This is a genomic window from Kangiella sp. HZ709 (assembly GCF_009674675.1).
In the GTDB taxonomy this organism is placed as follows: Bacteria; Pseudomonadota; Gammaproteobacteria; order Enterobacterales; family Kangiellaceae; genus Kangiella.
This window is the reverse complement of record NZ_WKJC01000002.1, coordinates 116,361-128,359: the sequence shown is the minus strand read 5'-3', so window position 1 is coordinate 128,359 and position 11,999 is coordinate 116,361. Positions and strand designations below refer to the sequence as shown.

Genomic DNA, 11,999 nt, shown 5'->3' with positions numbered 1-11,999 from the left:
AAACCAGCTACTCCTCAATACCGTTGTAGAGTATTAGTCGGGTTTTCAGTTAGTTGGTAGAGCTTAAACATTGTTGTTTTTGATCACTAAGATTTTCATCAATATTATGGCAATTAATATTAATATTGAACCTACGCCTAGAACTGGACCAATAATATTACTAGCAATATGGTTGCCGTACATAAGGTAAAGTCCAACAATAATAATTATAGTGCCAACTTGGTGTAACCAGTATTGCAAGTTAACAAGCTTTGAATTGTCATTAGCTACCCATAGTTTATAACAAACAGCATAAACGAAAGATATAACAAAGCCTATTAGTAGCATATGGGCATGGGTGACATTTTGAATGTGGTTTTTTGTACTAGCCATGTATATCCCTAGAGAGATTCCTAAAATGGCATAGCCAAGCGCTGTAACTAGATATCTTCTATCCATAAATACTCCTTTAAATAGTTAGCAAGATAAATATTACAGGAATTATTAATCAAATACTAAAAAAACAGATTTTGTTACTAATTCAAGTATTCATGGCCAGGGATTTTTGTTAAAACAATCTTTCTATTTATATCTTTGATGTATCGATTAAACACAATGAAGCGTAAAGATCACGATATTTTTGAGTTGGTTGAGAGGGGCGAGTTTGAATTTGAGGCTTGGCTTGCTTTAAATCAGTTGGAGTTAACTGGAAAGGCCAATAAGAAGATGGCTTTGGCGGTAGAGTTAGCGCAGAAGAATGTGACTAAGACTCCTAACTTGAAGTTGAACACATTTGCGGCGGGCTTGGAGTTGGCTGAGGTTTTGACTCATTTCAATGCTGACTCAGATACTTTGATCGCAGCAATTCTACTACCAGCAGTGATATCTCATTCTATTAAAGTGATAACCATTAAAGAAAAAATTGGCAAAGCCGTTGCTGATTTAGTGCAGGGTGCTGGTCAGATGGAGGCTATCCGAAGTCTGCAACAAGAAACTGGTGCGGAGCAGGATTCGCAGCAAATAGAAAGTTTACGTAAGATGTTGTTGGCGATGGTGGATGATGCACGAGTAGTGTTATTAAAGCTTGCGGATCGCGTGATCTCATTGCGCCATATCAAAAATTCCAGCCGTGAATTACAAATCACTTTTGCCCGTGAAACTAAAAATATTTTTGCCCCTCTTGCCAATCGTTTGGGTATTGGTCAATTAAAGTGGGAATTAGAAGACTTTGCTTTTCGTTATCTTGAACCTGAGACCTATAAAAAAATTGCCAAAAGTCTAAAAGAAAAGCGGGTTGCTCGAGAGAAGTATATTGAAGACGTTATTCAGCTGTTAACGGATAAGATCAAAGCTGAAAATATTAAAGGTGAAGTTTCTGGTCGGGTAAAGCATATCTATAGCATCTGGAAGAAGATGCAGCGAAAGAATTTACCTTTTGAAGAGATCTATGATGTTCGAGCTGTAAGGATTTTAGTGGAAAAAGTCCAAGATTGTTACGGCGCTCTAGGGATTGTCCATGGAGAGTGGCAACATATCCCCAAAGAATTTGATGATTACGTAGCGACTCCTAAAGAAAATGGTTATAGCTCGATTCATACAGCGGTGTTAGGTCCTGAAGGTAAGGTTTTAGAAATTCAGATCCGAACTTTCCAAATGCATGATGAAGCAGAAAAAGGCATTGCGGCACATTGGGCTTATAAAGAAGGTGCGAACCTAGCTAAAGCAGGGGTCGACGAAAAGATTGCTTGGATGCGTCAGCTGCTGGAATGGCAATCAGAATTGGCCGATGCTAATCCTGATGAGCTAATGGATGAATTTCAAACCTCTGTTGCCGAAGACCGTGTATTTACTTTTACTCCTGGCGGCAAGGTGGTCGATTTGCCTGCAGGCTCAACACCGATTGATTTTGCTTATCGAGTGCATACTTCTGTGGGTCATAGGTGCATTGGGGCTAAAGTCAGTGGTCGTATTGTACCTTTGACTTATAAAGTCCAAGGTGGTGATGTTATTGAAATTATGACTAAAAAAGATGAGGCGCCTAGTCGTGATTGGTTAGTGCCATATAATGGTTATATCGGTGCTACAAGAACCCGCCATAAAATTAACCAGTGGTTTAATAAGCTTAATAAAGAAGACAATGCAAATGCAGGTCGTACATTACTAGAAAAAGAGTTATCGCGAATTGGTATTAAAGATGCTGATTATTCTGAGTTGGCATCGCGGTTACACTTGGCTGCTGAAATTGAGTTGTTAGCAAAAATTGGCACTGGCGATTTGGGCATTAATCTTGTGTTAAACCGTGCACGAGAATTATTTCAAAAAGAATCAATGCAAGAAGAGAAATTGCAAGATATCTCGCCATCAATTCGTAAGAAGAGTAAGCGTAAGTCGATGTCTGATATATCGGTTTCTGGTGTCGATGATCTGTTAACTAATATTGCCAAATGCTGTAAACCTGTGCCTGGTGAATCAATTATTGGTTACATTACACAAGGCCGCGGAATTGTTATTCATCGCAAAGAGTGTGTACATGCAAAAAAAGCACTGCAACAAAAACCAGAGCGGATTATTGAAGTTAATTGGGAGGGTGACTCTGCCAATAGTTATGCGGTGGATCTAAGAATTAATGCCTTTGACCGTCGTGGTTTATTAAAAGACATTACTACCGTTTTATCAAATGAAGGTGCGGCTATTACTGATATGACTACTCACAAAAATAAAGAGCAAGTGCATATCAATTTAGAAGTGGAATTAGCTGCCTCTGATGACTTACAGCGGATATTGAGTTTGTTAAAGCAATTACCAAATATTTTTGAAGTAAAGCGTTTTCGTGGTTAGTTATGGATAACAAGCTCCCAAATACTCAACGGCTATTGCAAATCATGCAAGCATTACGTGATCCTGAAACAGGTTGCCCATGGGATCGTAAACAGACCTATAAAACAATCGTGCCTTATACTTTGGAAGAAGCTTATGAAGTTGCAGATGCTATAGAACAAGGCGATTTTGATGAGTTACATGGTGAGCTGGGTGATCTACTGTTCCAAGTGGTATTTTACGCTCAAATAGGGCAAGAAGAAGGGCGATTTGATTTTGAATCGATTGCAGGAACAATGGCGGAGAAATTAGAGCGCCGACACCCACATGTTTTTGCTGAGCAAGAATATATTTCTGACGAAGAGTTAAAGCGAAACTGGGAACAACAAAAACAATTAGAACGCCAACAAAAAGACGCAGGTAATCAAAGCTTGTTGGATGACTTGCCAAAAGGCTTTCCGTCCCTTTCTATAGCCCAAAAAATTCAAAAGCGAGTTGGCCGCCATGGTTTTGATTGGCAAAATATTGACGGTGTTTTTGATAAGGTCCAAGAAGAAATTACTGAATTAAAAGAAGCCATTGCAAATAAAGATCTTGCCAATACAGAAGAGGAAGTTGGTGACTTATTGTTTGCGGTAGTGAACTTATCCCGTCATTTACAATTTGATGCTGAGACGGCATTAAGGAAGTCGAATAAAAAATTTGAACTGCGCTTTAGAGAACTTGAGTTAATTCTATCTAAACGTAACTTATCGGTGGACAAGGCGTCTCTTGATACATTAGAAGCAGCATGGCTTGAAGCTAAAGGACGTCTGAAATGAATACAAATACATTGCAACTGGCAACTTTCGGTGGTGGCTGCTTTTGGTGTGTTGAAGCCGTCATTCAAAAACTAAAAGGTGTTTCCAGGGTCATCTCTGGTTATGCAGGAGGGGATGATCCTAAGCCTAACTATAATAGTGTATGCTCTGGTGTGACGGGGCATGCTGAAGTTATTCAAGTGAGCTTTGATTCAGCTATTTTAAGTTATAAAGACTTACTGGAAGTTTTTATGACTAGCCATAATCCGACTCAATGCGATGGGCAAGGCGCCGATATTGGAACTCAATATCGTTCAATCATTTTGTACCATTCTGAAGTTCAACAAGAAATAGCTTCCCAACTTATAGAAGAATTATCGCCATTATTTGAAAAACCAATCGTTACCGAAGTTGTTGAACTCGAAACCTTTTACTCTGCGGAAGATTATCATCAGGATTACTACCTTCGTAATACCGAGAATCGATACTGTTCTATAGTCATTGAACCTAAGCTAGCAAAGCTTCGTCAAAAGCATGCTGATAAGCTTATACAAGATGAAACCATTGAGTTACCAAGAGTGATTCATCAAGCCGACAAAGAGCAGTTTTTGGTAGAGTTAGAGCCTAAGCAATTCGCTTTACTGCGTTATAGTCATCATGGCGATTACCTATCTTTGGATTACACTCAAGTCCCAGTAGAGTTAAGAGGAAAGGGTTATGGTTCGGTCCTGATGAAAATGACATTAGCAGAAATTGAAAAAATGGGACTAAAAGTTAAACCTATTTGTTCTTATACGCTTAGTTACCTACAACGTCATCATGAATGGCATCATCTGTTACTTTAGTATGAAGTAATGGACACTTTTAATGGAACTGCTTTGCAGATTTTAAGGAACTATTTATAGGTTATTGATCCAAGGTTTTTCTTGTGTGATAGTGATTGGCGAAAAATACGCCTAACGTTTTAACTCAGTATCCGTTAAATGCCTATCACTCAATTAAATTCAGCTAAGACTATTCTAGAGAGCAGTTTTAAGACTTTATTTTTATTTCTTTTGATGGTTTCTTTGATATCCATTGCAAGTTATATGCTTACTCAAGGTGGCTTGCTTCCTGATTTAGGAGTCCAACCTTTAGTGATGGCATTTTTAATAGCTGCTGTGCTTAGTTTTTTAGGTTTTAGTTATTGGTCACTCTGGCTTTACTTACTTCAAAAAAAGTATTTCACGCAAAGTGAAGTACTAAACCAAGAGTTTAAAAGAGTCGTAGGCTCAAGTAATCGGCCTAAAGATAAGGCTTATATTTTTAAGCGGATCGGTCAAGAACGTAAGGAGTTAGACTCTCATTATCAAAGTGTATTGGGGTTTAAGAGAAAAACTGTAAAACCAGTAATGTTTTTGGCTGTCTTTTGGTCAGTCTCAGCTTCAATTGCTTATTTTTCAGCGTTACCTTTATTTTTATAAATTAACATTCCTCAATTTTGATGGTTAGAATTATAGAAAGGGGTTAAAAACTCCTCGCCAATCATCAGACCTTTTTGCTATAATATTTTCCCGTCCTGAGAACCCTTTCTTCTCAATGACATTTGGCTTGATTAATAGACTCAATATAAGCCAAATTGCAATAATAGAATTCGTCAAAACCGCTAATAACAAGGATTTCCAAGCTATTGGAACTATTTGGCGGTTTTGCTATTGGTATTTATAAATTTAGCGATAATCGGTTGAATTAGGCTTATGACTAAGTATGTATTTGTTACGGGCGGGGTTGTCTCGTCATTAGGTAAAGGAATAGCGGCGGCCTCTTTAGCGGCTTTGATGGAGTCTCGGGGTTTAAAAGTGACGCTTTTAAAGCTGGACCCTTATATTAATGTCGATCCTGGAACCATGAGCCCGATCCAGCATGGAGAAGTTTTTGTCACCGATGATGGCGCTGAAACTGACCTAGATCTTGGTCATTACGAACGTTTTGTTCGTACCCGCATGAAGCAAAGCAACAACTTCACCACTGGTCGCGTCTATTCTGATGTTTTGCGTAAAGAACGTCGCGGCGATTATCTTGGCGGAACTGTTCAAGTGATTCCCCATATTACCGATAATATTAAAGAAAAAGTCATTGAAGGCGCTAAAGGCGCCGATATTGCTATGGTCGAGGTTGGCGGTACTGTAGGTGATATCGAGTCGTTGCCATTTATGGAAGCCATTCGTCAATTGCGCTTTGAAGTGGGTAAAGAGAACGCGATGTTTGTACACCTTACCTTATTACCTTACATTGCTACGGCAGGTGAATTAAAAACCAAACCAACCCAGCACTCAGTAAAAGAGTTGCGCTCGATTGGTATTCAACCTGATATGCTAGTATGTCGCTCTGACCGACCGCTACCTGCAGGTGAAAAAGCAAAAATTGCTTTATTTACTAACGTTAAAGAGCAAGCGGTTGTTTCGATTGAAGATGTGCCGAGTATATACCAAATTCCACAAGTCTTATTAAGTCAAAAAGTCGATAGCTTTATTTGTGAGCGCTTTAAAATAGATGCCAAAGCTGCCGATTTATCTGAGTGGGAAGAGGTGCTTTATCGCGAAGCCAATCCAAAAGGCAATGTAGACATTGCTATGGTTGGAAAATATATGGATTTAACCGAAGCTTATAAGTCTTTGACGGAAGCTTTGAAACATGCTGGTTTGCATACCCGTCAAAAAGTTCGCATTCATTATGTGGATTCGCAAGATATCGAAAAAAATGGCACTGATATATTAAAAGATATGGACGCTATTTTAATCCCTGGAGGATTTGGTAATCGTGGTGTTGAAGGAAAAATTATTACCGCAAAATATGCGCGTGAAAATAAAGTGCCTTACCTGGGCATTTGCCTAGGAATGCAAGTTGCAGTGATTGAGTTTGCTAGACATGTTGCTGGTATGGCTAACGCCAACAGTACTGAATTTAATAGAGAGAGCCCAAACCCTGTGGTTGGCTTGATTACAGAGTGGGTAGATGCTGACGGTTCAAAAGTAGAGCGTTCAGATGATTCTGATTTAGGTGGAACTATGCGCCTTGGTTCGCAACCAGCAAACTTAAAAGCCGATACTAAAGCTCATAGTATTTATCAAAGTGATATAGTAGAAGAGCGTCATCGTCATCGTTACGAGGTAAACAATTATTTACTGCCTCAGTTAGAAGAGGCTGGTTTAGTGGTGTCTTGTACTTCTACTGAAAAGAAGTTGGTAGAGATGATAGAGCTTGAAGAACACCCTTGGTATGTAGCTTGTCAGTTCCACCCTGAGTTTACTTCGACGCCACGTGATGGGCACCCTTTGTTTACTGCTTTCGTGGAAGCGGCCATGAGTCAACGCGATCAAAATCGCTAAAATAGTGCTTAACGGCAAGGTTGTAATATGAAGTTATTGGATTGGGAAGTTGGACTAAATAAGCCGTTTTTCTTGATCTGTGGTCCTTGTGTTATCGAGAGCGAGCAGTTAGCAATCGATACAGCGGGCTACATGAAAGAAATAACCGATAAGCTAGAAATTCCTTATATATATAAATCTTCATTTGATAAGGCCAATCGTTCTTCAAGTAAAAGTTTTCGCGGGCCAGGTTTAGAAAATGGCTTGAAAATTTTACAAAAAGTAAAAGATCAAGTGGGGGTTGCGGTCTTAACTGACGTGCATGAAGATACTCCAATGCACGAAGTGGCGGATGTAGTTGATGTGATGCAAACACCTGCATTTTTATGTCGCCAAACCAATTTTATTCGTAAAGTTTGCGAGCCAGGCATTCCTGTTAATATCAAAAAAGGCCAATTCTTATCGCCCTGGGATATGAAAAATGTCATAGACAAGGCGAAAGAAACTGGTAATGAAAATATCATGATCTGCGAACGTGGTGTTTCATTTGGTTATAACAATCTGGTCTCTGATATGCGCGCTTTGTCAATCATGCGTGAGTCAGGCGTTCCTATTGTTTATGATGCTACCCACTCGGCTCAATTGCCAGGCGGCCAAGGTGCCTCTTCTGGCGGCTTACGAGAGGTGATTCCTGTATTAACTCGTGCTGCAATTGCTGCAGGTGTATCGGGCGTCTTTATGGAATCACACCCGGATCCAGCCATTGCCAAATGTGATGGCCCCAATTCTTTCCCAATGTACCGCATTGAAGAAATGCTAACGGTGATGAAAGAGTTAGACGCAGTGGTTAAGAAAGTCGGTTTCGTTGAAGACACTATTACTGAATTCGGTGATGGCGATTTAATTTAAAATATTGGTACTTAGTTTGTTGTTTAATCCTTGAAGGGGAAGAAGAGTGAAAATTGTTGATGTAATCGGTCGTGAAGTGTTAGATTCGCGCGGAAATCCTACGGTTGAAGCCGAGGTAGTTTTAGAAAATGGTACTAGAGCAATAGCTTGCTCTCCTTCAGGCGCATCCACCGGTTCAAGAGAAGCGTTAGAGCTGCGTGATGGTGATAACTCTCGTTATTTAGGCAAAGGCGTTTTAAAAGCCGTGGGATTCGTTAACAATGAATTGAAATCAGCTTTGCTTGGTCAAGACGCTTCGGACCAAGCCGCTATTGATAAAATCATGTTGGATTTAGATGGCACTGAAAACAAAGAAAAACTAGGCGCTAACTCTATATTGGCAGTGTCCTTAGCCAATGCCAAAGCAGCAGCACAAGCTTCTGGTAAGCATTTATTCGAACATATTAATCGTGACGGGAACTACTCTATGCCTGTACCAATGATGAACATTATCAATGGTGGCGAGCATGCTGATAATAACGTAGATATTCAAGAATTCATGGTGATGCCAGTTGGTGCTCCAACTTTCTCTGAAGGTCTAAGAATGGGCGCCGAAATTTTCCACAGTTTGCGGAAAGTACTGCAAAATAAAGGATTAAATACCGCTGTTGGTGATGAAGGTGGTTTTGCCCCTGATTTAGGCTCTAACGAAGAAGCAATCACTGCAATTGTAGAAGCAGTTGATATTGCTGGCTATAAGTTAGGTGAAGATGTTGCTTTGGCGCTAGATATTGCTTCTAGTGAGTTCTATGAAGATGGTAAGTATCATTTAGCCTCGGAAAATAAAAAGTTAACCTCAACAGAGTTTGCAGACTATCTAGCAGATTGGGTTGAACGTTACCCGATCGTTTCTATTGAAGATGGTATGGATGAGTCTGACTGGGAAGGCTGGAAAATCTTAACGGAAAAAGTCGGTTCGAAATGCCAATTAGTTGGCGATGACTTGTTTGTCACTAATACCAAAATTTTAAAGCGTGGTATTGATGAGAAAGTTGCTAATTCAATTTTGATTAAAGTAAACCAAATAGGAACTTTGACAGAAACTTTAGCCGCAATCGATATGGCTCATGAAGCTGGTTATACGGCTGTTATTTCTCACCGCTCTGGCGAAACAGAAGATACCACTATTGCTGATTTGGCGGTGGCAACAGCTGCTGGCCAGATTAAAACTGGCTCTTTGTGTCGCTCTGATCGGGTAGCAAAATATAATCAATTGTTGAGAATCGAATCTCAACTTAACGGCGATGCGCCTTATCCAGGTAAATCGATATTTAAAAGTTAATTAAAGGGCTCATTTTGAGCCCTTATTTATTTTGTAAGTGAATTTTTTTTGATAGAGTAAGCACTATGAAGTGGATGGCTGCAATATTATTGGTGATTTTTATATCACTACAATACCGACTTTGGTTCGGCCAGTCTTCTTTTCAAAAAATTGAGTTGCAGCACAATAAAATTAAAGAAGTAAAAATAAAAAACGCTGAGTTCACACAGCGCAATCAAAAGTTGTTGGCTGAGATAAAAGGGTTACGTAAAGGCACCGACTCTGTCGAGGAACGTGCTCGATACCAGCTTGGTATGATAAAAGAAGGCGAAGTTTTCTTTCGCATCTTAACTACCCAAAACAAAGAGCAATAATCGATGGTTGAGAACAATATCTGGGCGATTATTCCAGCAGCTGGTATTGGTAGTCGAATGGGTTCTGATATACCTAAGCAGTATCTTGAAATTGGTAGTAAAACTATTCTTGAGCATAGTGCCAGTAATTTTCTTAAGCATTCCCAGATCTATAAAGTCATCATAGTCTTACATCCTCAAGATAATCGCTGGCATAAGTTATCAGTTGCAAAAGACCCTAAAATAGTTACCGTAATAGGGGGAGAAGAAAGGGCTGACTCTGTTCTGGCTGGGCTAGAGTATATTCAGCAAAATGGCGGTGCTGATGATTGGGTGATGGTTCATGATGCAGCTAGACCTTGTTTATATACCTTACACATTGATAACCTTCTCCAGGCAAAAGCAACGTCACCAGATGGCGTCATACTAGCTGTTCCTTCCTATGATACCGTCAAGTTTGTCGATAAGACACAAACGATTGATAGAACCATCAAGCGCGAGGCAATATGGTTAGCCCAAACACCTCAGTTCTTTCCTTGTGAGAAATTACAAAAGTCTATCAATCATGCTCTAGCTGATAACTTTGAGGTTACTGATGAATCTTCGGCCATGGAATCTCAAGGTTACCGTCCAGCTCTAGTTACGGGTTCTCGCCGTAACATTAAAGTTACCGAGCAAGAAGATTTATTATTAGCCTCAGTTATTCTCGCTAGTTAGTCTGAGTTTATATTTTTGGTTATAAGCCAGTTTTCAAAGTTAAAATTCTAATTATCATCACCATATATTAGTAATTAATACCTGAGCACGAGTTGTTCAGATTTGATTCATTAAAGTTTATCTAAAATCCGTTTATACATTTCTTAGTAAGAATTAAAGGGTATCTTTATGAAATCAATGATTACTTTAGCTTTATCTCTTATTTTGTTGAGTGCTTGCTCAGCAATTGAATTAAACCCCGACGCACAAACTGTTCGAGTTACTAAAATTGAGCCGGGTAAAGAATGTCGCTACTTAGGCGATGTTACCGGTAGTCAAGGTGACTTTTTTACCGGTGAGTTTACTTCTAATGAAGACTTAGAAACTGGCGCGCGCCATGATTTAAAAAATAAAGCCTATGCACTGGGTGGTAATCTAGTTTACTTATTAACGGATCGTGCAGGTCAATCATCAAGTTTTGATCCTGAGTATGGCGGTTCAAGTGCACAAACGAATGTGACTTTAAGTGGTAACGTCTATTATTGTTCAGAACTGACTTAGCGAAAGCTTAATTTTTTAACTATATTAGGGTTTATTTTAAATAAGCGTTGACATCGTCATCTTGCTTTATTACATTAGCAACATGATTATTTTGAAAGCACAAAACCATCATCACCATCATACTAACATGATGGCGGGGTGATATTGCTTAAAATAATCTAATTAAGAATTTTAAAGCCCCGCAAATAGCGGGGCTTTTTTTATGTTTAAAGAAAATTGAGAAAATATGAACTATCAACTAAATACTATTCATCACCATCATCACACTTTGCTAAAGCAACGGTGGGATTGGTAGTATTTAACTAGATTACGAATTTTGAAAAACCCCGTTGCGCCGAAAGGTCAACGGGGTTTTTCTTTGCAAATTAAACACACTGGAGAGAAAGACATGACATTGAAAATGGTTATCCCAAAAGGAAAACTTTACAACAAGGTTGAAGAGCTATTATCGGATATTGGTTTAACCTTAATTGGTGATAGCCGAAATTATCGACCGAGCCTCTATGGTTGCGATATCGAGGTTAAATTATTAAAAAGCCAGAATATTCCAGAGATGGTGGCTTTAGGTCAACACGACATTGGCTTTGCTGGTATGGACTGGATCATAGAGCAAGATGCCGATGTTGAAGTATTAGAAGATTTAGGCTTTAACCCGGTGAAAATTGTTTCTTGTATTCCAGAAGATTGGGATTGGCAAGAAATCAAGCAGCGAGAAATTATAGTCGCATCGGAATATAAGAAGATAGCTGCTAAATATTTGGATTCTATTGGCGCAAACTACAAACTCTTCAGAGCCTATGGAGCTACCGAAGTATTTCCGCCTGAAGATGCCGATATGGTGATAGATAATACCAGTACCGGCTCAACCATTCGGGCAAATCGTTTGAAAATAGTAGGAACAGCTATGGAAAGCTCTACCCAATTTATCGCCAACAAAGCTGTGATGAATGATCCCGTAAAGAAAAAGCAAATTGATGACTTATTGTTGCTGATGCGTGGGGTCATGAACGGCCGTAAACGAGTGTTACTTGAAATGAACTGCACTCAAGACAATGTTGAAGCTATTGTGTCGTTGTTACCGGCTATGCGCTCTCCAACGGTTAGTGAGCTTTATAAAGGAGATGGTTTTGCTATTAAAGCCGCAATAGAAAGAAAAGCGACCAAGGACTTATTACCTAAGCTTATATCAGTAGGTGCAACGGATATTTTAGAAACCCCAATCAGAAAGGTGCTGTAG

General features: G+C 39.4%; 12 protein-coding genes. 11 read left to right on the top strand and 1 reads right to left on the bottom strand.

Annotated elements, in window-relative coordinates; translation table 11 throughout:
• Positions 1–63 precede the first annotated feature (63 nt).
• Positions 64–438, bottom strand: coding sequence for a TonB-dependent receptor (locus GJS41_RS09565; RefSeq protein ID WP_154247149.1), 375 nt, complete (start codon positions 436–438; stop codon positions 64–66).
• A 156-nt stretch (positions 439–594) separates the two neighbouring features.
• Here GJS41_RS09565 and relA point away from each other — a divergent pair, with 156 nt between their 5' ends.
• The 11 genes from relA to hisG all read left to right on the top strand — a co-directional run bounded on the left by relA (position 595) and on the right by hisG (position 11,999).
• The gene (gene relA, locus GJS41_RS09560; RefSeq protein ID WP_154247148.1) at positions 595–2,817 is read left to right on the top strand and encodes a GTP diphosphokinase; all 2,223 of its coding nucleotides are present in this window, start codon (positions 595–597) and stop codon (positions 2,815–2,817) included.
• Positions 2,818–2,819: 2 nt separating this feature from the next.
• Positions 2,820–3,617: a nucleoside triphosphate pyrophosphohydrolase gene (gene mazG, locus GJS41_RS09555; RefSeq protein WP_154247147.1), complete on the top strand. Its 798-nt coding sequence runs from the start codon at positions 2,820–2,822 to the stop codon at positions 3,615–3,617.
• Complete coding sequence (gene msrA, locus GJS41_RS11600) at positions 3,614–4,441, top strand: peptide-methionine (S)-S-oxide reductase MsrA (RefSeq protein ID WP_154247146.1); 828 nt, start codon at positions 3,614–3,616, stop codon at positions 4,439–4,441. The genes mazG and msrA overlap by 4 nt, the downstream gene beginning before the upstream one ends.
• A gap of 138 nt (positions 4,442–4,579) precedes the next feature.
• A complete protein-coding gene (locus tag GJS41_RS09545) occupies positions 4,580–5,059 on the top strand; it encodes a hypothetical protein (protein WP_154247145.1) in 480 nt (159 codons plus the stop codon).
• A 273-nt stretch (positions 5,060–5,332) separates the two neighbouring features.
• A complete protein-coding gene (locus GJS41_RS09540; protein WP_154247144.1) occupies positions 5,333–6,964 on the top strand; it encodes a CTP synthase in 1,632 nt (543 codons plus the stop codon).
• A gap of 27 nt (positions 6,965–6,991) precedes the next feature.
• Positions 6,992–7,852 (top strand): 3-deoxy-8-phosphooctulonate synthase, encoded by an 861-nt coding sequence (gene kdsA / locus GJS41_RS09535; protein ID WP_154247143.1) that lies wholly within the window; start codon positions 6,992–6,994, stop codon positions 7,850–7,852.
• A gap of 46 nt (positions 7,853–7,898) precedes the next feature.
• The gene (gene eno, locus GJS41_RS09530; RefSeq protein WP_370515688.1) at positions 7,899–9,173 is read left to right on the top strand and encodes a phosphopyruvate hydratase; all 1,275 of its coding nucleotides are present in this window, start codon (positions 7,899–7,901) and stop codon (positions 9,171–9,173) included.
• 65 nt (positions 9,174–9,238) lie between these two features.
• Positions 9,239–9,526: a cell division protein FtsB gene (ftsB, locus tag GJS41_RS09525; protein ID WP_154247142.1), complete on the top strand. Its 288-nt coding sequence runs from the start codon at positions 9,239–9,241 to the stop codon at positions 9,524–9,526.
• Between the two features lie 3 nt (positions 9,527–9,529).
• On the top strand, positions 9,530–10,222 hold the full coding sequence (gene ispD / locus GJS41_RS09520; protein ID WP_154247141.1) for a 2-C-methyl-D-erythritol 4-phosphate cytidylyltransferase: 693 nt from the start codon (positions 9,530–9,532) through the stop codon (positions 10,220–10,222).
• A 177-nt stretch (positions 10,223–10,399) separates the two neighbouring features.
• A complete protein-coding gene (locus GJS41_RS09515) occupies positions 10,400–10,762 on the top strand; it encodes a DUF4156 domain-containing protein (RefSeq protein ID WP_370515711.1) in 363 nt (120 codons plus the stop codon).
• Between the two features lie 316 nt (positions 10,763–11,078).
• Entirely contained in the window at positions 11,079–11,999 is a 921-nt protein-coding gene (gene hisG, locus GJS41_RS09510) for an ATP phosphoribosyltransferase (protein WP_227551321.1), read from the top strand.

What these genes read in the sequence shown, in the direction of transcription:
- GJS41_RS09565 (WP_154247149.1), bottom strand. Translation starts at nt 438, where the DNA reads ATGGATAGAAGATATCTAGTTACAGCGCTTGGCTATGCCATTTTAGGA.
- relA (WP_154247148.1), top strand. Translation starts at nt 595, where the DNA reads ATGAAGCGTAAAGATCACGATATTTTTGAGTTGGTTGAGAGGGGCGAG.
- mazG (WP_154247147.1), top strand. Translation starts at nt 2,820, where the DNA reads ATGGATAACAAGCTCCCAAATACTCAACGGCTATTGCAAATCATGCAA.
- msrA (WP_154247146.1), top strand. Translation starts at nt 3,614, where the DNA reads ATGAATACAAATACATTGCAACTGGCAACTTTCGGTGGTGGCTGCTTT.
- GJS41_RS09545 (WP_154247145.1), top strand. Translation starts at nt 4,580, where the DNA reads ATGCCTATCACTCAATTAAATTCAGCTAAGACTATTCTAGAGAGCAGT.
- GJS41_RS09540 (WP_154247144.1), top strand. Translation starts at nt 5,333, where the DNA reads ATGACTAAGTATGTATTTGTTACGGGCGGGGTTGTCTCGTCATTAGGT.
- kdsA (WP_154247143.1), top strand. Translation starts at nt 6,992, where the DNA reads ATGAAGTTATTGGATTGGGAAGTTGGACTAAATAAGCCGTTTTTCTTG.
- ftsB (WP_154247142.1), top strand. Translation starts at nt 9,239, where the DNA reads ATGAAGTGGATGGCTGCAATATTATTGGTGATTTTTATATCACTACAA.
- ispD (WP_154247141.1), top strand. Translation starts at nt 9,530, where the DNA reads ATGGTTGAGAACAATATCTGGGCGATTATTCCAGCAGCTGGTATTGGT.
- GJS41_RS09515 (WP_370515711.1), top strand. Translation starts at nt 10,400, where the DNA reads ATGATTACTTTAGCTTTATCTCTTATTTTGTTGAGTGCTTGCTCAGCA.